This is a genomic window from uncultured Duncaniella sp. (assembly GCF_910577345.1).
GTDB lineage: Bacteria > Bacteroidota > Bacteroidia > Bacteroidales > Muribaculaceae > Duncaniella.
Genome location: NZ_CAJTMT010000001.1, coordinates 37,116 through 61,453, shown reverse-complemented (window position 1 = coordinate 61,453; position 24,338 = coordinate 37,116). Strand labels below are relative to the sequence as shown.

The 24,338-nt window shown below is 51.7% G+C and carries 20 protein-coding genes; 16 read left to right on the top strand and 4 right to left on the bottom strand.

From position 1 onward, the window contains the following. The first annotated feature begins 253 nt into the window (after positions 1-253). Both QZ310_RS00270 and QZ310_RS00265 read left to right on the top strand, forming a co-directional pair. Entirely contained in the window at positions 254-841 is a 588-nt protein-coding gene (locus tag QZ310_RS00270; protein WP_297069131.1) for a hypothetical protein, read from the top strand. A 243-nt stretch (positions 842-1,084) separates the two neighbouring features. Next, entirely contained in the window at positions 1,085-3,082 is a 1,998-nt protein-coding gene (locus QZ310_RS00265; RefSeq protein WP_297069129.1) for an ABC-F family ATP-binding cassette domain-containing protein, read from the top strand. Positions 3,083-3,217: 135 nt separating this feature from the next. On the opposite strand, the gene QZ310_RS00260 is transcribed toward QZ310_RS00265, so the two are convergent. Continuing rightward, entirely contained in the window at positions 3,218-4,057 is an 840-nt protein-coding gene (locus QZ310_RS00260) for a S1-like domain-containing RNA-binding protein (RefSeq protein ID WP_297069127.1), read from the bottom strand. Between the two features lie 193 nt (positions 4,058-4,250). Here QZ310_RS00260 and rsmG point away from each other — a divergent pair, with 193 nt between their 5' ends. From rsmG to QZ310_RS00240, 4 genes are all read left to right on the top strand, one after another. Beyond that, complete coding sequence (gene rsmG, locus QZ310_RS00255) at positions 4,251-4,871, top strand: 16S rRNA (guanine(527)-N(7))-methyltransferase RsmG (RefSeq protein WP_297069125.1); 621 nt, start codon at positions 4,251-4,253, stop codon at positions 4,869-4,871. Next, on the top strand, positions 4,868-5,509 hold the full coding sequence (locus QZ310_RS00250; protein ID WP_297069123.1) for an MBL fold metallo-hydrolase: 642 nt from the start codon (positions 4,868-4,870) through the stop codon (positions 5,507-5,509). The genes rsmG and QZ310_RS00250 overlap by 4 nt, the downstream gene beginning before the upstream one ends. Positions 5,510-5,656: 147 nt before the next feature. Then, positions 5,657-7,564: a biotin/lipoyl-containing protein gene (locus QZ310_RS00245; protein WP_297069121.1), complete on the top strand. Its 1,908-nt coding sequence runs from the start codon at positions 5,657-5,659 to the stop codon at positions 7,562-7,564. Between the two features lie 146 nt (positions 7,565-7,710). Beyond that, on the top strand, positions 7,711-8,316 hold the full coding sequence (locus tag QZ310_RS00240) for a porin family protein (RefSeq protein ID WP_297069119.1): 606 nt from the start codon (positions 7,711-7,713) through the stop codon (positions 8,314-8,316). A 283-nt stretch (positions 8,317-8,599) separates the two neighbouring features. Here QZ310_RS00240 and rpmH read toward each other — a convergent pair whose 3' ends face one another. Together rpmH and QZ310_RS00230 are read right to left on the bottom strand one after the other, a co-directional pair. Beyond that, complete coding sequence (gene rpmH, locus QZ310_RS00235) at positions 8,600-8,755, bottom strand: 50S ribosomal protein L34 (protein WP_107031019.1); 156 nt, start codon at positions 8,753-8,755, stop codon at positions 8,600-8,602. A 102-nt stretch (positions 8,756-8,857) separates the two neighbouring features. Further along, positions 8,858-9,361, bottom strand: a complete 504-nt coding sequence (locus tag QZ310_RS00230) for a flavodoxin (RefSeq protein WP_297069117.1) — start codon at positions 9,359-9,361, stop codon at positions 8,858-8,860. 268 nt (positions 9,362-9,629) lie between these two features. Here QZ310_RS00230 and QZ310_RS00225 point away from each other — a divergent pair, with 268 nt between their 5' ends. The 5 genes from QZ310_RS00225 (at position 9,630) to QZ310_RS00205 (ending at position 18,700) form a co-directional block, all read left to right on the top strand. Next, positions 9,630-13,301, top strand: a complete 3,672-nt coding sequence (locus tag QZ310_RS00225) for a LamG-like jellyroll fold domain-containing protein (RefSeq protein ID WP_297069115.1) — start codon at positions 9,630-9,632, stop codon at positions 13,299-13,301. A gap of 183 nt (positions 13,302-13,484) precedes the next feature. Further along, positions 13,485-16,448, top strand: coding sequence for a DNA translocase FtsK (locus tag QZ310_RS00220; RefSeq protein WP_297069113.1), 2,964 nt, complete (start codon positions 13,485-13,487; stop codon positions 16,446-16,448). 32 nt (positions 16,449-16,480) lie between these two features. Continuing rightward, on the top strand, positions 16,481-17,107 hold the full coding sequence (locus tag QZ310_RS00215; RefSeq protein WP_297069111.1) for a LolA-like putative outer membrane lipoprotein chaperone: 627 nt from the start codon (positions 16,481-16,483) through the stop codon (positions 17,105-17,107). 123 nt (positions 17,108-17,230) lie between these two features. Continuing rightward, complete coding sequence (trxB, locus tag QZ310_RS00210) at positions 17,231-18,175, top strand: thioredoxin-disulfide reductase (RefSeq protein ID WP_297069109.1); 945 nt, start codon at positions 17,231-17,233, stop codon at positions 18,173-18,175. Positions 18,176-18,184: 9 nt separating this feature from the next. Then, positions 18,185-18,700: a GNAT family N-acetyltransferase gene (locus tag QZ310_RS00205; RefSeq protein WP_297069107.1), complete on the top strand. Its 516-nt coding sequence runs from the start codon at positions 18,185-18,187 to the stop codon at positions 18,698-18,700. Between the two features lie 13 nt (positions 18,701-18,713). Here the strand turns inward: QZ310_RS00205 and recR are convergent, their stop codons facing one another. Beyond that, entirely contained in the window at positions 18,714-19,340 is a 627-nt protein-coding gene (gene recR / locus QZ310_RS00200; protein WP_297069105.1) for a recombination mediator RecR, read from the bottom strand. A 273-nt stretch (positions 19,341-19,613) separates the two neighbouring features. On the opposite strand from recR, the gene panC reads away from it, so the two are divergent. The 5 genes from panC to QZ310_RS00175 all read left to right on the top strand — a co-directional run bounded on the left by panC (position 19,614) and on the right by QZ310_RS00175 (position 24,221). After that, the gene (panC, locus tag QZ310_RS00195) at positions 19,614-20,462 is read left to right on the top strand and encodes a pantoate--beta-alanine ligase (protein WP_297069103.1); all 849 of its coding nucleotides are present in this window, start codon (positions 19,614-19,616) and stop codon (positions 20,460-20,462) included. Then, positions 20,459-20,815 carry an aspartate 1-decarboxylase gene (panD, locus tag QZ310_RS00190; protein ID WP_297069101.1) on the top strand — a complete coding sequence of 119 codons (357 nt, stop codon included), beginning with the start codon at positions 20,459-20,461 and terminating at the stop codon, positions 20,813-20,815. Before panC ends, panD begins: the two co-directional genes overlap by 4 nt. Positions 20,816-20,908: 93 nt before the next feature. Next, positions 20,909-22,243 carry a signal recognition particle protein gene (gene ffh / locus QZ310_RS00185; RefSeq protein ID WP_297069099.1) on the top strand — a complete coding sequence of 445 codons (1,335 nt, stop codon included), beginning with the start codon at positions 20,909-20,911 and terminating at the stop codon, positions 22,241-22,243. Positions 22,244-22,247: 4 nt separating this feature from the next. Next, positions 22,248-23,129 carry a bifunctional methylenetetrahydrofolate dehydrogenase/methenyltetrahydrofolate cyclohydrolase FolD gene (gene folD / locus QZ310_RS00180; protein WP_297069097.1) on the top strand — a complete coding sequence of 294 codons (882 nt, stop codon included), beginning with the start codon at positions 22,248-22,250 and terminating at the stop codon, positions 23,127-23,129. A gap of 30 nt (positions 23,130-23,159) precedes the next feature. Continuing rightward, a complete protein-coding gene (locus QZ310_RS00175) occupies positions 23,160-24,221 on the top strand; it encodes a CapA family protein (protein WP_297069095.1) in 1,062 nt (353 codons plus the stop codon). Positions 24,222-24,338: the final 117 nt, after the last annotated feature.

Below are 24,338 nucleotides of genomic sequence, written 5' to 3'. Positions count from 1 at the left end.
CCCTTAACTATAACTTTGATTATAACACCCCGAATATATAGAAAGATAGCATATTATATCTACACTAAAGCTTTAGCAACATAGTTAATATTTGCAAAATCGCTCTTTTACTATTTACTTTTGCAAATCAATATGCTCCTCCATCTATTCCCAAATCCAATCTATTTATTTACAAACATAAATTTGGTTTTTCAAAATTAAATGATTACATTTGCAATCGAATTACAAATCCAAATCTTTAAGAATTTGCATTATGGACCTTGTTTCAAGACTCAAACACTATCTCGACTCTCGGCAAATCAGCGTCACCCAGTTTGCAGATGAGTGTGCAATACCCCGCCCCACAGGAAGTCAGCTCCTTGCAGGACGCAATAAAAAGGTGAGTGACGAGATAATCAGCAAAATCCACACCGCCTACCCCGACCTTAACATCGTATGGTTGATGTTTGGCGAAGGGAATATGGTGACGAATGCAAATATTGAAATCTCAGAGCCTCAAAACGAGCCAAAAAACGAAATTTTCGCGGAGGAACATCCTACTGACCAGCCAATTGACTTCTCGCTCGACTTCAATGAAAGCTTGCAGCCGGAGACAGCAGAAAAAAATCAAGCCACTACTTCGGCCAACACTTTCACATTTGCAAGCCCTGCAGAACCGGTTTCAGCAAGCGAGGAGGCCGAGTCGCCCATCCAACCGGAGAAAGAGCCGGCGGAGCCCGATTCCATCACTCTCACAACGGGGAAAGGCAAACGCGTCACCGGTATAGTTGTATATTACGACGACTGCACCTACGAATCATTTATCCCGGACCCGAACCACGGACATCCATTCATGAGGTGATACCCTCTCATCACACCCACGTCCAAAGCGAACTCCTCAAACACTCCTGCCCGACCATAAAAAACTATCCGGTCAAAGCATCCAAGCAAATTCCTAAAGATTATCAAGGCCACTGCCCTTCCGGTTTTCAACTCCGGCGGGACAGTGGCCTTTTGGCAGTCTGCAAGATTCTGAGTAATTTTGCAAGCCGGTTCATGACCGACCGAACAAAAGCAAATTCAAAACCATCTCCATAAGTCAAAAATGAGCATTTCTATAAATAGCCTCAAAGTCGAGTTCAGCGCAAAATGCCTTTTCGACAACATTTCCTACATCATCAACCCCAAGGACAAAATAGCCCTCGTCGGGAAGAACGGAGCGGGAAAATCGACCATGCTCAAAATAATCGCCGGACTGCAGAACCCCACTTCCGGAAGCGTCGCCATGCCGAGAGACACGACAGTCGGCTACCTCCCGCAGCACATCACCGTGAGCGACACCTCCACCGTCATTGATGAAGTCCGCAGCGCCTTCAGCCACGTCGACGAAATGAAGGCACGCCTTGACGAAATCAACCATCAGCTCGCCACTCGCACCGACTACGAATCGGAGGCCTATCAGGAACTCATTGAAGCGATGACCTCGCTCAACGACCGGTTGGCAATGGAGCATAGCGAGAACTTCGAAGCAGAGATGGAAAAGACCCTGCTCGGCCTCGGCTTCCTGCGTTCGGACTTCGACCGCCCGACTTCGGAATTCTCCGGCGGATGGCGAATGAGAATCGAGCTTGCAAAAATTCTTTTGCGCCGACCCGACGTTTTGCTTCTCGACGAGCCAACGAACCATCTTGACATCGAGTCCATCCAATGGCTCGAAAACTTTCTCATCACAAAGGCCAACGCCGTCGTGCTCGTCAGCCACGACCGTGCCTTCATTGACAATGTCACCAACCGCACCATCGAGATTTCACTTGGTAAAATCTACGACTACTCCGTCAACTATTCAAAATATCTCGTCCTCCGCCGGGAGCGACTCGAACAGCAGATGCGCGCCTATCAGAATCAACAGAAGATGATTCAGGAAACAGAGGACTTCATCGAGCGCTTCCGCTACAAAGCGACAAAGAGCGTACAGGTGCAAAGCCGCATCAAGCAGCTTGCGAAAATCGAGCGCATCGAAGTTGACGAAGTCGACACTTCACATCTGAACCTAAAATTCCCTCCTGCCCCCCGGTCGGGCGACTATCCCGTCATCGCTGACAATGTCGGGAAAGCCTACGGCGACCATCAGGTGTTTGACCATGCGACCTTCACCATCAAGCGTGGCGAGAAAGTCGCCTTTGTCGGAAAGAACGGCGAAGGAAAGTCTACGCTTGTGAAATGTATAATGGGCGAGATACCTTTCACCGGTTCGCTGAAAATCGGCCACAATGTGAAGATAGGATACTTCGCCCAGAATCAGGCCACGCTTCTTGACGAGGACATCACCGTATTCGACACCATTGACCGAGTGGCCGTCGGTGACATCCGCACAAAAATCCGCGACATCCTCGGCGCATTCATGTTTGGCGGAGAAGCATCCGACAAGAAGGTGAAAGTTCTTTCGGGGGGTGAACGCACCCGCCTCGCCATGATCCGCCTTCTTCTCGAACCGGTCAACCTTCTCATCCTCGACGAGCCGACCAACCACCTTGACATGAAAACGAAGGACATCCTCAAGCAGGCCATCAAAGACTTCAACGGAACTGTCATCGTGGTCAGCCACGACCGAGAGTTTCTTGACGGCCTTGTCGAGAAGGTCTACGAATTCGGAGGTGGAGAAGTCAAGGAATGTCTCGGCGGCATTTACGAATTCCTTGAAAAGAAAAAACTCGCGTCGCTCTCCGAACTGGAGCGCAACACCATCCGTCCTGTCAACGGTCAGAATCCCGACGCATCGGCAAAGAAGCAAGCCCAATCTTCCAACTCCTCCCCGACATCATCAACCGCTACGCCGACATCCGAACAGCCCCGTAAACTGACATACGCAGAGCAGCGCGAGCGTGAGAAGCTCGTCCGCAAAGCCCGCAAGAAAGTGGAGGAAGCTGAAGCGGAGATTGCACGTCTCGAACAGGATATAGCCGACATCGAAGCGACCATTGCCGCCGGCGATCCTCCGGCAGATATTTACGACCGTCACGCTTCGACGACGAAGCAACTCGAAAATGCCATGTCGCTTTGGGAACTCGCATCAATGGAGCTTGACGAGATGTCCAATGCCTGACCGCTCATTCCACCGGCAACGCGAAAGCGCACAGACATCAAAAAATGGCAGAATGCAAAAATACGCATTCTGCCATTTTTATTTCTCCGTATGTTTTGATTGTTCAATTCAATCCGGCAACGCGGCTGCATCGAATCATTCCGCAAGACGTATGCCTCCGTCGGTGATGACGATTTTTCTATCGCGATACAGATGGCCTATAGCTTTCTTGAAATCTTTCTTCGAACACTGGAATGTAGCGCGTATGGTTTCAGGTGAAGCCGAATCCGAAATAGGCAGGAAGCACCCCGGCTGATCTTTGAGCCGGTCGAGGATACGCTCCATCAGAGCATCGACGCGACCGTCATTCCCTCCGCTCAACACGAGGTCGATCTTGCCGTCCTCCCTGACCTGTTTGACGTAGGCCGGAATCGTCTTGCCAATCTCAAGAGGCTTATAGAGTTCGTTTTCATAGACCATGCCATGGAAAAGATTGTCGACGATCGCCTTGTAGCCAAGTTCGGTATGCTTGTAGACCAGCGCCTCGACCTTGTCGCCGAGTTTATAGTCGGGATAGCGGTTGCCAAGGAATTTCTCGATTTTGGCGGATGCTACCACGCGTTGGGTTGCATTGTCGAGATAGACATAGACAAGCACGACCATGCCTCTCGAAAGTTTCATCTTCTGTTCGCTGTAAGGGACAAGGAGTTCTTTCCCGACAAGACCCCAGTCAAGGAATGCGCCGGTGTTGTTGACCTGCGTCACCTGAAGATAGGCAAACTCGCCGACTTCAGCAAAGGGGTGTTCGGTAGTGGCGACGGGACGGTCCTCCGAATCTTTGTAGACGAACACTTCAAGTTCGTTGCCCGGCTGAAGGGGCACAGTGATATAACGGGCAGGCAGAAGGACTTCGTTTCCGTCGCGGTCAGCAAGATACGCCCCGAAATCTACGTTGCGGGACACTTGCAGTGAATTGTATTTTCCAATCTTTAGCATGGGATTGTTCTAATTTTTTGGCAAATTTAACCAAAATCTCATAAATTACCTATAATTTTGCAGACGAGTAAGAGCGCCGTCATAAAACGGGCATCCCAAACCTGCCTGAAAGATCTATTGTTTAATAAACGTCTGACGGCACTCATTTGTTAAATTAAATCACAAAGACAGTTTTCATATCATCTGCATAATCATGGAAGAGATACTCAAATATTTCCCCGACCTCACGCAAGAGCAAAAGGAACGTTTCGCCGTCCTCGGACGGCTTTACCCTGAGTGGAACGAGAAAATCAATGTCATTTCCCGCAAAGACATCGACAATCTCTATATCCACCACATCCTCCATTCCCTTGCCATCGCGAAGTTCATCACCCCTGTCGATGGGACGCAGATGATCGACCTCGGCACAGGCGGAGGTTTCCCCGGAATCCCCCTGGCCATATTCTGGCCCGGATGCAAGTTCCACCTCATTGACCGTATCGGGAAAAAGATAAAGGTTGCATCATCGATTGCCGAAGAACTCGGCCTCGACAATGTCACATTCCAGCACGGCGACATGGGTGAATGCAAACTGAAAGCTGACTATGTCATCTCGCGCGCCGTGATGCAGCTTGACGAACTTGTCAAGATTGCCATGCGCAACGTCTCGACCCAAAACCGCAACAAGCTCCCCAACGGACTGATATGCCTTAAAGGCGGTGAGCTTGCAAGCGAGCTTGGCCGAGTCAAACGTCCGCTCATTGATGTGCCGCTCAGCGACTACTTCTCTGAAGAATATTTCAAGACCAAGGACTTAATTTATGTAAAGCTATGAAAGTAAGCAGATTCGTTTTCAACATGTTCGGAGTCAACACCTACGTTGTCTGGGACCCCGAATCGCTCGAAGCGGCCATCATCGACCCCGGAATGATCGACGATGACGAGCGTCGCGCACTCGACAGCTTCATCGAGAGCCGCAACCTCAAAGTGACACAGCTCATCAACACACATTCCCACCTTGACCACATTTTCGGCAACACATATATAAAAGAAAAATACGGCCTCGAAATCAAAGCCAATCCTGCCGACGATTTCCTGGCTCGCACCCTGCCCGAGCAGGCCGCCCGTTTCGGTCTGCGTATGCCTCTCCAACCCCAGCAGCTCGATGTGGAGCTCCACGACGGCGACACTATCTTCCTCGGCAAAGAACGCATGGAGGTGCTGGGCGTCCCCGGCCACTCTCCCGGCGGAATAGCGCTCTACTGTCCGGAATCCAACTTCGTCATCACCGGCGACACCCTCTTCCCCGGGTCAATGGGACGCACCGACCTTCCGATGGGCGACTACGCCACCCTCGTCGATGCCATCCGCCGCAAGCTTCTCACCCTCCCCGACTCTACGGTGGTCCTGTCCGGCCACGGAGGTGAGACCACTATCGGCAATGAAAAGAAATCCAATCCATTCTTAAAATAATTTTTATTTTCGTCCAAAATAATTAAAGAATTTTTTCTTTAATTAAAAAAGAAACTTTAAATTTGCGAACGAAATGACAGCCCGAAGGCCATTCACCGACCGTCCCGTCTGCCAAACCACACAATCACGTTAACAGTCACATTTATTATGACACGACCAAAACTTAAAATCCGCGACCTGACGTTGCGCGACGGACAGCAGTCCCTCTTTGCCACCCGAATGAATCAGGAGACAATCAACAAGCTTCTCCCCTTCTACGAAGACGCAAACTTCTACATCATGGAAGTCTGGGGCGGTGCAGTGCCTGACTCAGTGATGCGTTACCTCGATGAATCTCCGTGGGAACGCCTGCGCATCTTCTCAAAGGCCATGGATTCAAAGAGCGAACACCCGAAGGCCCTGCTTTCGGCCCTTTCACGCGGACGTAACCTTTTCGGTTATGTACCCTATCCCGACTCCGTGCTTGAAGGATTTTACAAGGAAGCCATCCAGAACGGCCTCAACGTGATGCGTATCTTTGACGCACTCAACGACATTGACAACGTTAAGGAATCAATTCGTCTCATCAACCAGCTCGGAGGCATTGCCGACGGTGCTGTCTGCTACACAGTCGATCCCAAACCCGAAGCACCTGTCGAAAACAACGGCGGTGGCATCTTCGGCAAACTCAAATCAATGTTCGGCGGCAGCAAACCGGCCGAGCCTGAAAAAATCTTCACTGATGAATATTTCGTCGACAAGGCCCGTCAGATGGAAGCCCTCGGCGCAAAAATCATCACGCTCAAGGACATGGCCGGCCTGGTCAACCCCAGCCGTGCGGCCTCTATCATTTCAGCCCTTAAACGCTCCGTCAAAGTCCCGGTTGACTTCCACACCCACTGTACACCCGGCTATGGTCTTGCATCCTCACTCATGGCCATCATCAACGGCGTCGACATCCTCGACACCAACATCTGGTGGTTCGGAGGCGGTTCGGCTGCTCCTGCCATCGAGCTCATCTGGCTCTTCTGCCAGCGCATGGGCGTAGAAGTCGAAGTCAATATGGAGGCTGTCGGCCGCATCCGCGCCGAACTCCTCGACGCGCGCAAGGCACTCGCACAGTTCGACCTTCACCGCGACGACATGCAGCGTCCATTCGATCCCCTCAAGGACCAACTTCCTCCCGAAGTGCTCGCCCTCTTCGACAGCGCCATCGAATTTGCAAAGGCCGGCGACGAACCTGCCCTCCTCGATGCCTGCCACAAGATTGAGGCATATTTCGGTTTCCCCAAGCCCAACGAACTCGTCAAGACTGCAGAGGTTCCCGGCGGTATGTACTCCAACATGGTCGCACAGCTCCGTGAACTCAAGAGCGAGGATCTTCTTGAAGATGCCATGCGCCTCATCCCGATGGTGCGCCGCGATGCCGGCCTGATTCCCCTCGTGACTCCGACGAGCCAGATTGTAGGCAACCAGGCAGTGCTCGTTGCTCTCGACCGCAAGAACGGCAAGCCCGACTATACAAACAAGTCAAATCAGTTCATCTCACTCGTGAAGGGTGAATACGGACGTACCCCCGTGGCCATCGACCCCGCTTTCCGCGAGAAAATCACCGGCAGTCCCGAGGAGAAACCCTATGATGTCAGCAAGTACGTCAAACCCGAAAATCCCGAAATCGCGGAGATGGGTGGCAAGAAGCTTGCGTCGAACAATGAGGAATACCTCCTTCTCGAACTCCTTCCCGCTGTAGCCAAAGGCTTCCTCCGCCGTCGTCGCGACGAGGAATTCAAAGCCGAGGAAGCAGCCAAGGCTCCCGCTGTTGAAGAAGTGAAGGAAGAAGTAGCCGCAGTCGAGCCTATCACCGGTCCTGTCATCTCAGCTCCGATGTGCGGACGCATTGTTGAAATCAAGGTGAAACCCGGCCAAAGCGTCAAGAAGGGCGACACCGTGCTCGTCTATGAAGCCATGAAGATGGAAAACGATGTTGAAGCCGAGCAGGATGGCATCGTCAAGCGAGTACTTGTCAACCTCGATGACCAGGTGAGCAACGATGCTCCCCTCATCGAATTCGAATGAAGATGGCAATCTGAAAAAACGCTTCTACAATCTTCTTCAGATTAAAGAATAAAGCAAATTCACCCGGTACTGTGTCAGTTTTGACACAGTACCGGGTAAAATAGCAAATGTCACATTTATAACTTTAACCTATTCATTTTATTTTTATGAAATCAATCAAAGCACTCCTGCTCCTGTTCGTTATGGTAATCGGAGCATCTGCCATTCCCGCGCAAGCACAGTTCAAATTCGGTCCGAAAGTCGGTCTAACAGTAAATGACTTCCATTTCAACAAGAGCGTTGTCGATGCAGAAAACCAGACTGGCTGGACAGCAGGTCTGATGGCTGAATTCACCGTTCCGGTCATCGGTATCTCCGCAGACCTTTCCGCAATGTATGTTCGCCGTAACACCAAGTTCCTTGAAGAAAACGAAATGTCGAAAGACAACCGCGACTACATTGAGATTCCTCTCAACATCAAATACAAATTCGGTCTGCCCGTTGTGAGCAAGTTCCTCGTCCCCTACGTTGGTGTAGGTCCGAGCGTGTCGTTCCTCACAAGCCGTCGTCACATCTCCGACGCATACAAGAACAAATCTGTCGACTGGGCGCTCAACTTCGGCTTCGGCGTTCAGCTTCTCAGCCATATCGACCTCAATGCCCGCTATGGCCTCGGCCTTACTAAAGCTGTCACCGCCGTTTCGGGTGCAGACAATGCCGGAATTGAGGGTAAGAACCGTTATTGGACAATTTCTCTCGCATATCTTTTCTAAAGAACGAACAAAAGCGGGCCATTGAGCCCGTTTTGACAATTAGTCATAAGCCGGACAATCCCTTCGAAGTTTAATAGTTTCAGCACTTCGCTGAGTTTTATTAAACTTCGAAGGGATTGTCTGATTTATGGCTTAGTGGATGATATGCTACCACCACATCGCTGCTCCGCAGCTCATTAACTGCTATACAGGAACGAAGTCCACTATAGCAACAGCTATAAACAACCAAGCCCGACGGGATTTCTCCCATCGGGCTGATTATCTTTGTCTGTAAGAGAGATTCTTACTTACCGGCGATAGAATCGGAAACGGTCAGACGTGCGCGGCCTTTAGCGCGACGACGAGCGAGGACCTTACGACCATCGGGTGTAGACATGCGGGCACGGAAGCCGTGCTTGTTAACTCTCTTTCTGTTAGAAGGTTGAAATGTTCTTTTCATTGCCGTATATGTTTATTTTCTGTTATTCTATATTTCGAGGTGCAAATTTATGAATAAAAACTCATACGGACAAATATTTTTCACATTTTATAACATAAAATCTTAAACAATTTCCTCTTTTATGGCATCACACCATGCTTTTACGCGCGCTTCAGTCTCGTCGGCATGGTTAACATTGTCGATACAGAGCCCGACAATCATGCCGTGGACATCACTGTCGGAATGTTGATAATTGTAGCCATCATTATTGAAAGGCGCGATAAACATGGCCTTGGTGTCATGGAGACGATGATAGATCTCCCCTACCGAGTTGCAGAAGGTGTCCGACATCGAATCGTCGCCACAACCGAAGATAGCGACCTCCTTGCCTTCGAGGTCGAGTGACTGGAGACCGTCGAGGAATGTCGCCATATCGTCCTGCAGATCTCCTGCACCCCATGTGCTTGCTCCGATTACAAGCACATCGTAATCGGCTACTGCCGACGGAGCAGCCAAAGCCACATCATGGACATCCTCAGCTTTTACATCAAGCTGACGGGCTATTTCCTGAGCCACTTCAAGCGTAGTGCCGGTGGTGGAACCGTAGAATATACCTATTTTTTTCATTGTATCTGTTAATATATGTTTAGTCTTTTTTTGTGATTGAATCTGTGTGTTTGATTTTGACGGATTGTCTATGATTATGTTTTTATAATGTTAACATTCGTCGGGAAATTAGGTTCGTTTCCACCGCGCGATTTGTGGCTTTAATTAAAAATAATTACTTTTGCATACGGAATTTCACATTTTTTGCAAGGGAATCAACTCACGCACAATACGAAATAGCGATTAAATCGTCATATCTACTATTTATAATATTTACTTTAAATTCAACATGAAAAAAACTTTCATTTCCTGCATGGCTTTACTGGCTTCGCTGACATTGTCGGCCCAGTACTCCCACACGATTCAGGCCGAGAAGCTTGACCGTGGAGTAGTGGCAGTGAAGACCAACAGTGGAGTTTTTGTTTCATGGCGTTCACTTGTCAGCGATGACAAAGGTTTGACCTTTGACCTCTACCGCGACGGTGTCAAGGTCAATGAAACTCCGCTCAAGACAAAGACCAACTTCACTGACGCTGCAGGCACAGCCGCTTCAAAGTACACAGTCAAAGCAATTCTCAACGATCAGGTCACCGAGACTTCGGCTGAGACATCCGTCTGGGAAACGCCCTATCTCAAAATCCATCTGAACCGTCCGGAAGGGGGCACCTGTCCTGCCGGAGGAGCCGAGGAACAACGGGACTACACCTACACCCCCGATGACATTTCCGCCGCCGATGTTGACGGCGACGGTCAATGGGAACTCATCGTGAAATGGTTCCCCACCAACCAGGCCGACAATGGTTCTCAATTCCGCTACACCGGACATACCATCATCGATTGCTACAAGCTCGACGGCACTCAGCTCTGGCGCATCGACCTCGGACAGAATATCCGTTCCGGCAACCACTACACCCAGTTCATGGTCTATGACTTTGACGGCGACGGTAAAGCCGAACTCATCTGCAAGACAGCTCCCGGCACAATCGACGGCAAAGGCAACGCCGTCCTTATGGGCGACGACAAGGTCACCGACGACTATCGCATAACTTCCGGATCCCTTGCAGGCATCATCAAGAGCGGACCTGAATACCTGACCGTTTTCAATGGCGAGACCGGTGCTGAAATCCACACCATCGCCTATAATCCTCCCCGCAGCATCCTCAAGGATGGCGGCAGCAAAAACACCGAAGGCAACTGGGGTGACGGAAACGGCAACCGAATGGAGCGCTATCTCGCAGGCGTGGCCTATCTCGACGGACAGCACCCCTCTGCAATCTTCTGCCGTGGCATGTATCATCAGGCCTACCTTTGGGCTGTGGACTTCGACGGCAAGGAACTGAAAGAAAAATGGTTCCACGCATCCGACAAAAAGATGCAGGGACTTTGGGGCGAAGGAGCCCACTCACTGACTATCGGCGACGTTGACGGCGACGGCTGCGACGAAATCGTCTATGGTGCGGCCTGTCTTGACCAGGATGGCAAAACAGTCCTTTACCGCACCGGTGCAGGCCACGGCGACGCTCTCCACCTTGCAGCCATGCTTCCCGACCGTGAGGGTCTTCAGGTGTTCATGCCTCATGAAGAGACTTCGTCTTCCTACAAATATGACACCGAACTGCGCGATGCGAAGACCGGCGAGATTCTCTTCTTCGAACCGCAATCCGCAAAAGACATCGGCCGTGGACTTGCAGCAAACGTCACATCAATGTATCCCGGCTATGAATACTGGTCATCAACTGGAAAGGTATTCAACAACGGAGAACATCTGACAAGCGCAAAGCGCCCGTCAGTAAACTTCCGCGTCTACTGGGATGGTGATTTGCTTGATGAGCTCCTTGACGGGACATCAATCACCAAGCCGAACAGCGGCATGACATCAATCAGCACTCTGGTCAATTTCTCCAAGCACTCCAATGCCGCCTCGTGCAACACGACAAAAGCAACTCCCAACCTCCAGGCCGACCTCTTTGGTGACTGGCGTGAGGAAGTGATACTTCATGACGGCAACACACAGTCCGACCTCCTAATATTCACAACGACCACTCCTTCTGACTATAAGGTCCCCACTCTCATGCAGGACCGTCAGTATCGTGTGGCTATCGCATGGCAGAACGTAGGCTACAACCAGCCTCCCCACCTCAGCTACAACCTTGAGGAGCTCTTCAACACTCAGGGTGCAATCACCATCAACAGCGGAGCGCTCAATCAGGTAATCTACCTTGGCGATGAAGTTCAGCCTATCACATTCACAGTGCAACGCGCCACCGGAGCGGTCTGCGAAGGTCTTCCTTCCGGCATGAGCTTCAACTTCGATCCCGCCACTCTCAAAGGCACAATCTCCGGCACACCGGCGACTGAAGGCGAATACTCATTCACCGTGACAACCACCGGAGCTGCCGATGATGCAAACGCCGCTATCAGCGGTACCATCAAGGTACGCAGGAATACTTCAATCCAGCTCGTGGCCTACTTCCCGTTTGAAAAGATCGGCGCAACCACACCGAACCTTACAGGCGGCGAAGCCGTAGCCTACAAGGATATTCCCGGCGCTGTCGCAGAAGGCAAGCAAGGCAACTCACTTGCTCTTGACGGAACCAACTGCTACATCCAGGAAGGCTATGACCTTATCGATTTCGGCGATCAGTCATTCACCGTTGAACTTTGGATGAACTCAACAGCCGCCGATAAGAACTGCTATATCTTCAACAAAGGTGTCATCGCTCCTGCCAACGGCTCAGGAAACTGGTATGGCATAGAGTACAAGGACAACAAGGGAACAAAAGAGCTCCGCTTTGCTGTCGATGACAATGTGACCAAAAATCAGGTAGTGGTGACCGGTGCCGACAAATATTTCGACGGTGCATGGCATCAGATTGTGGCAGTCCGCGACGCGGTCGAGAAACAACTGAGACTTTATGTCGACGGCGAACTCATGAACACTGCAGAAGACGGCACTATCGAGATTCTTTCTGACGAACCGCTCGTGATCGGCAACGTTAACGGCGGCGACGGTTGGGGCTACGACAACTTCTACACCGGAAAGCTTGACGAATTCTCCATCTACCGCGGTGTGATGAGCGCAAGCAAGGTCAAGGAACATTTCGAATCGCAAGGCTCGGAATACATTGCCTACTTCCCGATGGATGATATGGGCGAAACAACTCCCAACATTGTCTTCGGAGAAGCCACCGCACAGAACGGCATGGCCGTATCGGTTGATGGCCTGAAGGGTGGAGCTATCCAATTTGACGATTCCTACTATCTCACCCAGCCAATCTACGATGCAATCAACATGGGCGATAAGGACTTCACCATCGAAATGTGGGCACGTTCCACCGACGAAGACGGTTATCTCCTCTGCATCGGTACCCACAACAAGACCAATGTCGAGGGTGGAACAGGCAACTGGATCGGCCTCGAACGCAAGAACGGCTACCTCAGCTTCTCGATTGACGACGATGTCAAGAAGACGGATTGCAAGATGGAAGATGCCAACAGCGTGTTTGACGGAGAGTGGCACCACATTGCATGTGTGCGCAACTATGCCGACAAGACCATGACGCTCTATATCGACGGCAAGGAAACTGCAAGCGTAAACGGTGTGGCAACAGGTGCACTCAACTTCTCAGCCACCGAACTCTTCTTCATCGGCGGTGACGACGAAAGCGGCAACCGCACATTTGCAGGTGCTATCGACGAATTCACCATCCTCCCGAAAGCACTTTCTGCCGACGAAGTGGAAGAGCACTACAATCTCCTCCGTCTTTCGGAAATCAAGGACATCATCGCTTCTTCAGCCAACGCCCGTTACACAGTTGTCGACGCATTCAGCGGACGCATCATCCGCACTGCCGTAGGTGCTGACCGCACTGACATCATCGACAATCTCCAGCAGGGTGTCTACATCCTCGTGGTTGAAAACAGCAACGGTGTCGAGAACTACAAGTTCATCAAGAATTAAAGACTGATTGTCGACGCTTCAAACGTCCGGTAATCCATCAACCCTTCCACCGGCCGCAATCCATAAATTTCGGATTGCGGCCGGTTTTTGCTTTTTTATCAATCTGAGGTTGAATTTGTGAAATAAAAATTGTAATTTTGTTTCTCATAAACTCAATTTTGAGAAAGCACACTCTGATTAGCTATGTCATCATCCTATTCCCCCATCGACGAACCATCATACACTGATACGGCTTTCGATCCGGAAGCCATACTCAACGGAGCAGATACCCATGGCAACTCCGAGCCATCAAACATGCCCGGAACAAATTCGCCTGTCAATGACGGAGCGGCAGACCGCACCAACGGCTTCTTCGGACGAAACTCCGGAGGCGAGACTGCCCGTCAAAGCAACTCCACTGCAGCCACTCAGCCCAAAGCAACGAAGCAAGGGAAAGCACCTTCGGCTCTGGCCCGCGCATTGCGTCTGATAGGCGATTCGCGCACGGTCATGTTCATCGGCATTATCTTCGTAATCGCCGCAGGCTATTCGCTGATAGTGGCAATGTCATATTTCGCTCACATCGGCAACGACCAAAGCGCGCTCCTCAACAACGACTTCGACCCTGAGATGATAAAGAATGCAGGAGGGCCGTTCGGAGCATGGCTTGCCCACACATTAATCTACAATTGGCTCGGAATTGGCTCTTTAGTGCTAATCTACTACATAGCCGTCTGCGGTATAGGTATGCTGAAAGTCTACCGTCCGCATTTCTGGTCATTGACCCTACGCTGCCTTCTGACAGCCGTCTCGCTGTCAATAATCTGCGGATTTGTCACCTACGAGATGGCCTCGCCAATCTACTGGGGTGGCCGTCACGGTTATCTCCTGAACGAGAAACTTATGATATTCACCGGCTTCTGGGGAGCGCTTGCAGTCAGCGTAATCATGGGCGGACTCGTCGTAATCCTCTATCTCACTGAATTGAAGCGTGTAATTGGATATGCGGCTGAGGGAATCAATGCCTATCGTGCGCGCATGGCTGAGCGCCGCGCCGAACGCGAACGCATCCGTGAGGCCGAGGAAGCCGAACGTCGCGAACGCGAGGCTCGCGAAGAAGCCATCAGGGCTGCCGAGGAAGCCACTCGCATGGCCGAACAGCAGCGTATAGCAGCCGAGCAGCAAGCCGAGGCCGAGAGAATCCGTCTGGCACAGATGGCAATGCAGCCTATTGCCCCCGCACAAGCAGCGATGGACCGAATGCCATCAGTCCCGAATCCTGCAAATGCAACTGCACCGCTAAATGCAACTGCACCGTCAACCGACAGCCTTTTCATCAATCCGGAGTCTACTGACACGAATCAAAACGACAATATTTCCGATTATGAAGCGCCCGCTGTCGTTGGCGAATTTGAAGAAACAGTGGTAATGGGCGAAATGGCCGACACTTCTGACTTCAATGAAGAATCGGACATCAATGAGAGTGAGGAGGAGAAGGATTCTACCATCTCTACCAAATCCAATGAGAGTGAGATTGCCCCTCTTTTCGCCGATGACGAGTTGGAAGACGAGGAGGACACCTTTGAAGAGGCTCCGCTTTTTGCAGGAGAGACTCCACGCGAAATGCAGCGGAGCCGTCCCTCATCCGCTTCAGAAGTGCTGGAAATGGCTCCGTTTGACCCACGGGCTGAACTTTCACACTACAAATTCCCCTCTGTTGAATTTCTCCGCCCTTCAAGCAATTCCGGTGTCAGCGTCGACGCACAGGAAATGGAGGAGAACAAGCAGCGTATCACCGACACACTCAACCACTACGGAATTCCTATCTCCAAAATCGAGGCAACTGTAGGCCCGACCGTGACCCTCTATGAAATCATACCTGCAGAAGGTGTGAGAATTGCAAAAATCAAACGCTTGGAGGACGACATCGCCCTTAGCCTCGCCGCCCTCGGCATCCGTATCATAGCTCCTATCCCCGGCAAGGGCACAATCGGCATCGAGGTGCCTAACAAGGACCCGCAGGTGGTGTCAATGCGCTCAATCATCGAGTCGCCCACCTATACCAACAGCCACATGGAACTTCCGATGGCTATGGGGCGCACTATCAGCAACGATGTCTTTATGGCTGACCTCTGCAAAATGCCCCACCTTCTTGTGGCCGGTGCGACAGGTATGGGTAAATCAGTCGGCCTTAACACCATTATCGCCTCTCTGCTTTACAAAAAGCACCCGTCAGAGCTGAAATTTGTGTTGATCGACCCGAAGATGGTTGAATTCAGCCTTTATGCCCGTCTCGAGCGCCACTACCTCGCTAAACTTCCCGAGGAAGAGGATGCAATCATCACAGACCCGCTGAAGGTTGTGGCCACGCTCAACTCCCTCTGCGTCGAGATGGACAACCGCTATGCGCTCCTCAAAGACGCCTCGATGCGCAATATAAAGGAGTATAACGACAAGTTTATCCACCGCCACCTCAATCCGGAGAAAGGCCATCGCTTCCTTCCCTATATCGTCGTCATCGTCGATGAGTTTGCCGACCTTATCATGACAGCCGGCAAAGAAGTGGAAACACCCATCGCCCGTATCGCCCAGAAAGCCCGTGCGGTCGGTATCCACATGATTCTCGCTACCCAGCGCCCGTCGACCAATGTCATCACAGGTGTCATCAAAGCCAACTTCCCGGGACGAATCGCCTTCCGCGTCTTCCAGATGGTCGACTCCCGCACCATCATCGACCGTCCAGGAGCAAATCAGCTCATCGGCCGAGGCGATATGCTTTTCAGCAATAATGGCAAACTTGACCGTGTGCAGTGTGCGTTCATCGACACTCCCGAGGTCAGCGCTATCTGCGACAGCATCAGCGAACAGGTCGGTTTCCCGTCGGCCTACGAGCTGCCAGAATACATTGCTGAAGGTGGCGACGGAGGCAAATTGGCAACCGTCGGTGACCGCGATCCACTCTTTGACGAATGTGCCCGACTTGTGGTCACCACCGACACCGCATCAACATCTTCGCTCCAGCGACGTTATTCCATTGGCTACAACCGCGCCGGAAAAATCATGGATCAGATGGAGGCTGCAGGCATTGTAGGGCCTTCGCAGGGTGGCAAACCCCGTCAGGTGCTCGTCGATTCACTGACCCTCGAACGGATTCTTGAAAACAACTAACCAAATAATCAAACTTAGGAACCTCGTTTGAAATGACCCGAACTTTTCTCAACCGCATACTTTTTCTGATCGCCCTGCTTGCCGGTTCTACGGCCGTCATGCAAGGTGCAGAGACCGCGACCTCGATTCTCGACCGCGCATCGGCAAAAATTCGCAACGACAAATCAATCGCTGCAACCTACACCATCAGCGCCGACGGGCATCTGCAGAGCGGCACCCTGACTATCGCCGGAGACCGCTTTATCCTGACGTCTCCGCAGATTTCCTCGTGGTATGACGGCAAGACACAGTGGACCTACTCCACTCAGACCGGTGAGGTAAACATCACCGAGCCTACTCCTGAGGAGCTTCAGCAAGTAAACCCATTTGCGATCATCAACTCTTTCCGCAAACTCTACAAGGCTTCACTTCTGAAATCGCCCGCAACGGAAAAGAAAATCAAACTTACGGCATCGAATCCTAAAAGCGACATCAAAAGCGTAGTTCTCACGTTGAATGCATCGACCCTATATCCCACCGCCATCGAACTGACAATGAGCAACCGCAGGACGGTGACCATCCATGTCACTTCAACCAAAAGCGGAGGGACGCTTCCGGTGTCAGACTTCCGATTCAATTCCAAGAAGTATCCCGGAGTGCCGGTCGTTGATTTACGATGATACCACCGACCATAGATGTTAATCTATCTAAATGGAGAAATCAATCCCTGCCACTCCGGCGTTTTTATTAAATCTATACCATACGAATCATCAATTCCAAACCAAAATAATCATAAAATAATTATGGCTGAAATCAAAACCCGTTGCCTTATCATAGGCTCAGGCCCCGCAGGCTACACTGCAGCAATCTATACATCACGCGCCAATATCTCACCGCTTGTAATCGAAGGGCAGCAGCCCGGCGGACAGCTCACCATCACCACTGAAGTTGAAAACTTCCCCGGTCAGCCCAACGGCATCACCGGTCCGCAACTCATGGAGGATATGCGCGCCCAGGCCGTTAAATTCGGTGCCGACATCCGTACAGGCCTCATCACTGAGGTAGACTTCTCAACCCGTCCTTTCAAGGCAAAGACCAACACAGGCCTTGACATCACCGCCAACACCGTCATCATCTCAACCGGAGCATCAGCCCGTTACCTCGGACTCCCCGACGAACAGAAATACTCAGGCCTCGGTGTATCGGCCTGTGCTACCTGCGACGGTTTCTTCTACCGTAAAAAGCGTGTGGCAGTTGTCGGTGGCGGTGACACCGCTTGCGAGGAAGCCCTCTATCTCAGCAATCTCGCATCAGACGTCTTCCTCATTGTCCGCAAGCCACACCTCCGTGCATCGAAGGTGATGCAGGAACGTGTACTCAACAAGAGCAACATCAAGGTTCTCTTCAACACCAACACAACCGGTCTTTACGGCGAAGAGTATCTTGAAGGCGCACACCTCGTTGAGAATGTCGGTACTTCAAACGAACAGCACTACGACCTTGCTATCGACGGCTTCTTCCTTGCCATCGGCCACAACCCCAACACAGAGGTGTTCCGCCAGTACATCGACTGCGACGCTTCCGGTTATGTGAAGGTGAAAGGAGCAGGCACCCAAACCAACGTGCCCGGTGTCTTTGCCGCAGGTGATGTCGCTGACCCCACCTACCGTCAGGCCATTACCGCCGCCGGAATGGGATGTAAGGCTGCCCTTGATGTCGAACGCTTCCTCAACGAAGAAGGATTATAAGCATTCATAATGCTCACCGACGGAACTATTTCCCTCAGGGCACTTGAAATAATTGATGTCGACACTCTGTATCGCTGGGAAAACGACCCGGCGCTATGGAGTGTCGGCATTACTCTTGCCCCCTACTCCCGGAAACAACTGTGGGACTATGTCAACAATTATGACAGCGACATCTATGCCGCACGACAACTGAGGCTGATGATCACCCTCAATGCCACAGGCGAGACGATTGGCACCCTCGACCTCTTTGATTTCGATGCGGCCAACTCCCGTTGCGGAATAGGAATATTGATAGCTACGGAATATCAGAAATCAGGCTACGGACTGCGCACACTTGACCTTGCAGCCGAATATTGCCGTAAGACATATTCGCTGCATCAGCTCTACTGCACAATCGGAGCCGAAAACCGTCCGTCACGCTCACTGTTCGAAAAAGCAGGCTACAAGGCATCCGGCTGTCTGCGCTCATGGCTGCGGACGGCAAACAAATATTCTGATGCCTATATCTATCAGAAATTACTCTGAAAAGCGGTTTTAGCTATCTCCGTATTGAATCTGTGAACAGTGTACGGTTGATGAGCGAACGGCCGAGAGTCACTTCATCAGTATACTCAATCTCATTGCCCACCGACACTCCGCGGGCAAGCTGCGTGATGCGCACATCTGAATACTCAGCCAGACGGCGGAAAAGATAGAAATTGGTGGTCTCCCCCTCCATCGTGGCGCTGAGAGCAAGAATGACCTCCTTGATACCACCGGCTGCCACACGCTCAACCAATGAATCTATAGCCAACTGGTCAGGTCCGACTCCGTCCATAGGAGAAATCACACCTCCAAGCACATGATACACGCCTCCGAACTGGCCGGTATTCTCAAAACTCATGACATCCTTCACGCTCTCCACCACACAGACCGTCGAGCGGTCTCGCCTGGTATCGGCGCAAATCGGACAGATTTCCGTTTCAGAAATATTACGACATACAGTGCAGTAGCGAATGCCACGGCGCATATTGATTATGGATTGTCCGAGAGCGACTCCTACGCCCTCGTCCATTCGTAGTATATGTAAAGCAAGCCTCAGAGCCGTCTTCCGGCCCACTCCGGGCAGACGCGACAACTCTGTCACGGCCCCTTCAAGCAATTTTGAGGCAAATTCCTGTTGCATTTTATTTATATGTAGTCAATTTTACTTCAAAATTACTAAATTTAGCCCAATCTGAGGCACGGCGGCCTCCATTCTTTGAAATTTTTAATGATTAGTGTCAGTTCCACAAAAAGGCTGACCCGGTTTTGTGTCCGTTCCCGAAAATTGTCGGCAAGCTTTCGCCGCTTCGCCCGCTGTCAGCCCCCGATAATCATTGATAATCTTTTTTATTTGCTTGTTGCATAAATAATGTTTAATTTTGCACTCTGAAATTTCAGACATATAGTTAAAGAAATGGAAATAATTCGCACTGTAGCTGAATTAAAAGCCAAGCTCGACGAAGCCCGCGAGAAAGGCAGCATCGGTCTCGTCCCCACTATGGGGGCGCTCCACGCCGGACACCTCTCGCTCATCCAGCGCGCTCGTCGCGAGAACGATACAGTGGTGGTGAGCGTATTCGTTAACCCCACGCAGTTCAACAATCCGACTGACCTCGCCACCTATCCCCGCACGGAGGAGGCCGACACCGCCATGCTCCGCGAGGCCGGTGTCGATTTCGCGTTTATACCGTCGGTCGAGGAAATATACCCCGAACCGGATACCCGCCAGTTTGACCTCGGTCCTGTGGCAGAAGTCATGGAAGGTGCAATGCGCCCCGGCCATTTCAACGGTGTAGCCCAAATCGTCAGCAAGCTTTTCGACTTCACTCGCCCGACGCGCGCATATTTCGGAGAGAAAGACTTCCAGCAGATTGCAGTCATCCGCAAGATGGCCCAGCTTGAAGGATTTGACCTTGAAATCGTCGACTGCCCCATCAAACGTGAGGACGACGGACTGGCCATGAGCTCGCGCAACGTACGCCTGACACCCGAACAGCGTGCAATCGCCCCTGCCATCCATCGCACCCTTGAAAGCAGCCTTTCATGGGCCGCTGACCATAGCGTTGAGGAAACCAAACGCTATGTGATTGACGAAATCAATTCCTTCCCACACATGCAGGTGGAATACTACGAAATTGTCGACGCACTCACCATGCAGCCCATCTCTGACTGGGCAGAGACTGAGAGCGCTGTCGGCTGTGTCACCGTCTTCTGCGGTGATGTCCGCCTGATTGACAACATCAAATACCCCAAAAGGAAATGACACTCGAACTTCTCAAGTGCAAAATCCACCGTGTGACTGTCACCGAAGCCCGTCTGGACTACATCGGCAGCATCACAATCGACAGTGAACTCATGGACGCAGCCGGTATCTTCCCCGGCGAGCGTATCTACATCGTTGACAACAACAACGGCGAACGTTTCGACACCTACGCCATCCCCGGCGAACCCGGCTCAGGCGTTATCTGTCTCAACGGAGCTGCTGCCCGCAAAGTGCAGGTAGGCGACATCGTCATCCTCATGTGCTATGCACAGATGACACCCGAAGAGGCCCGCAACCACAAACCCGTGGTCCTCTTCCCCGACACCCGCACCAACCGTCTGCTCCCGGAGTAATCCACACGACAGACCACCGGCAACAGGCAGAACGCCACCTATTATATATTATCAGTAAAGTTTTTTTAACCCTCTATCCCCCCGCCATTCCAAGTGTTTGAGAATCTAAGCGAGAGACTTGAAAGAAGTTTCAAGATACTGAAAGGTGAAGGTAAAATCACCGAAATCAACGTAGCAGAGACCCTTAAGGACGTGCGCCGCGCGCTCCTCGAGGCCGACGTAAACTTCAAGGTTGCCAAGCAATTTACCGACGAGGTAAAGGCAAAGGCACTGGGTATGAACGTAATCAACGCCATCAAGCCCGGCGAACTCATGGTCAAGATTGTCCATGACGAACTCGCCCGCCTCATGGGTGGCGAGACTGCCCAGGTCAATCTGTCAGGCAATCCTGCCGTCATCCTCATGTCGGGTCTGCAAGGTTCAGGTAAGACAACCTTCTCCGGCAAACTCGCCCGCAAACTCAAATCCGAGCAGGGGAAACGTCCGCTTCTCGTTGCCTGCGACGTCTATCGTCCTGCGGCAATCGACCAGTTGAAAGTTCTCGCCGAGCAGATTAACGTTCCGGTCTACACCGAGGATGGCAACAAGAATCCCGTTGAAATCGCTGAGAACGCAATCCGCTACGCCAAGACCAACCACCACGACCTCGTCATCATCGACACCGCCGGCCGTCTTGCGGTCGACGAGCAGATGATGCAGGAAATCGCAGCCATCAAGAAGGCCGTCAAGCCTCAGGAGACTCTCTTCGTTGTTGACTCGATGACCGGTCAGGATGCGGTCAACACTGCTAAGGAATTCAACGACCGTCTTGATTTCGACGGCGTTGTCCTCACCAAGCTCGACGGTGACACCCGTGGCGGTGCAGCCCTCTCAATCCGCACGGTAGTCACCAAGCCCATCAAATTTGTGGGTACCGGTGAGAAACTCGATGCGCTCGACCTCTTCCACCCCTCGCGTATGGCCGACCGTATCCTCGGCATGGGCGACATCGTGTCGCTCGTTGAAAAGGCTCAGAATGCCTACGACGAGAAACAGGCCCGCGAACTTCAGCGCAAGATTGCAAAAAACCAGTTCAATTTCAACGACTTCCTTCAGCAGATTCAGCAAATCCAGAAGATGGGCAATCTCAAGGAACTCGCCTCTATGATTCCCGGTGTCGGCAAGGCAATCAAGGATATTGACATTGACGACAATGCCTTCAAGGGCATTGAAGCCATCATCCAGTCGATGACCGCACAGGAGCGTGAGCATCCCGAAATCCTCAACGGTAGCCGCCGCAAGCGTATTGCCAAGGGTTCAGGCACCGACATTCAGGAGGTCAACCGCCTCATCAAGCAGTTCGACGATGCCCGCAAGATGATGAAGGCCGTTTCGGGAATCAAGAACCCGATGGCCATGATGCGCAACATGAAAGGAATGAGAAGATAAGATTATGACACTGATAGACGGAAAAAAGACAGCAGACGACATCAAGCGCGAAATCGCGGCTGAAGTTGAAGAGATGGTGGCGCAGGGCAAGCGTCGCCCCCACCTCGCAGCCATCCTCGTCGGTCACGACGGTGGCAGCGAGACCTACGTTGCAAACAAAGTAAAGGCCTGCGAGGCTTGCGGTTTCCAATCCACACTCATCCGCTACGAAGACGATGTGACCGAAGAGAAACTTCTTGAAACCATCGCAGAACTCAATAACGACCCCGGTGTTGACGGATTCATCGTCCAGCTCCCCCTCCCCAAACATATCTCCGAGCAGAAAATCATCGAGGCTATCGACTATCGTAAGGATGTCGACGGTTTCCATCCCGTCAACGTAGGCCGTATGTCCATCGGTCTCCCCTGCTTCGTATCTGCCACCCCTTCGGGCATCATGGAACTTCTCAAACGCTACGGCGTAAACACCAAGGGTGCGAAGTGTGTGGTCCTCGGACGCAGCAACATCGTTGGTAAACCCGTGGCCTCGCTCATGATGCAGAAATCCAACCCCGGCAATGCGACAGTGACCGTGCTCCACAGCTCATCCACAAACATCAAGGAAGCCTGCGCCGAAGCCGATATCATCATCGCTGCCCTCGGCAGCCCCGGCTTTGTTACCGCCGACATGGTCAAACCCGGTGCGACAATCATCGATGTCGGCACCACCCGTGTCCCCGATGCTTCGCGCAAGAGCGGTTTCCGTCTGCGCGGAGATGTCGACTTTGAGAATGTGGCTGAGAAGTGCGCCTTCATCACTCCGGTTCCCGGTGGTGTAGGTCCCATGACCATCTGTTCCCTCATGCGCAACACCCTCCTCGCCGCAAAGAAGGAAATATATTCTTAAACCCCGTCAAAACCACCGCAGGCTGTGAGCATGATTGCCGTTTTCCTCTCGCTTCTCTCGCTGCTTGTCCCGCAGGACAGTGCTGAAATTGTCTTCGCAGGAGATGCCATGCAGCATCAGCGCCAGATCGATGCCGCCTTGCAGCCTGACGGTTCACTTGACTATTCGCCCTACTTCACATCTCTGCGCCCCTACATCTCATCGGCCGATTTTGCAGTCGTGAACCTTGAGACACCGCTTGGTGGCGCGCCCTATTCGGGCTATCCGATGTTCTGTGCACACGACAATTATGTCGACGCATTGACTGATGCAGGTTTCGACCTCATGCTTGCGGCCAACAACCATATCCTTGACCGCCGTGACAGGGGTGTCCGCCGTACAATCGATACCTTCGAGTCAAAAGGTGTTCCGTATCTTGGAGTTTACCGCAACCGTGCTCACCGCGATTCGATTCTTCCCATGATTCACGACATCAATGGGTTCAAAGTCGCTTTTTTGAACTACACCTACGGAACCAACGGCATCACAAAGAAAACGGACATCGAGATTGACTATATCGACCGTCAGTTGATGGTCTCCGACATACGCAAAGCCCGCGAGAAAGGGGCGGAAATAATAGCTGCGTGCATACATTGGGGAGATGAATACAAACTTCTCCCCAATGCATCGCAGAAAAAACTCGCAAAATTTCTCGCTGAAAATGGAGTTGAATTAATTATAGGCGGTCATCCCCACGTCATTCAGCCCATGGAATTGCAGATGAACGACTCGACAGGCCGTCCCTGTTTCACGGTCTACTCCCTCGGAAACTTCATTTCTGCCATGCGCACCACCGACACTCGCGGAGGAGCTATGGCCCGTGTGAAGCTCGCACGCGACATTTTCGGTCGCGCCTACGTCTGCAATGCCAGCTATCGTCTTGTATTCACGGAACCGTCCACCGGTCGTGGCGACAATTTCCGTCTCATACCTGCTGAAAGCACAGATCTTCATCCTTCGATGGAGCATCACCGCCGGGGATTTGTACGCAACGCGACAAACATATTTGACCGCCACAACATCAACGTTCCCCGCGACACGACCGCACTCTGACGTCACAAGCCATCACCTCCCACTGCAAAATTGTCAGTGCTTTTAACAGAATTTGTCAGTTTTTGCCTATGGCATTTTATTTGCAATATTGTTAATAAGTAATAGATATAAACTTAT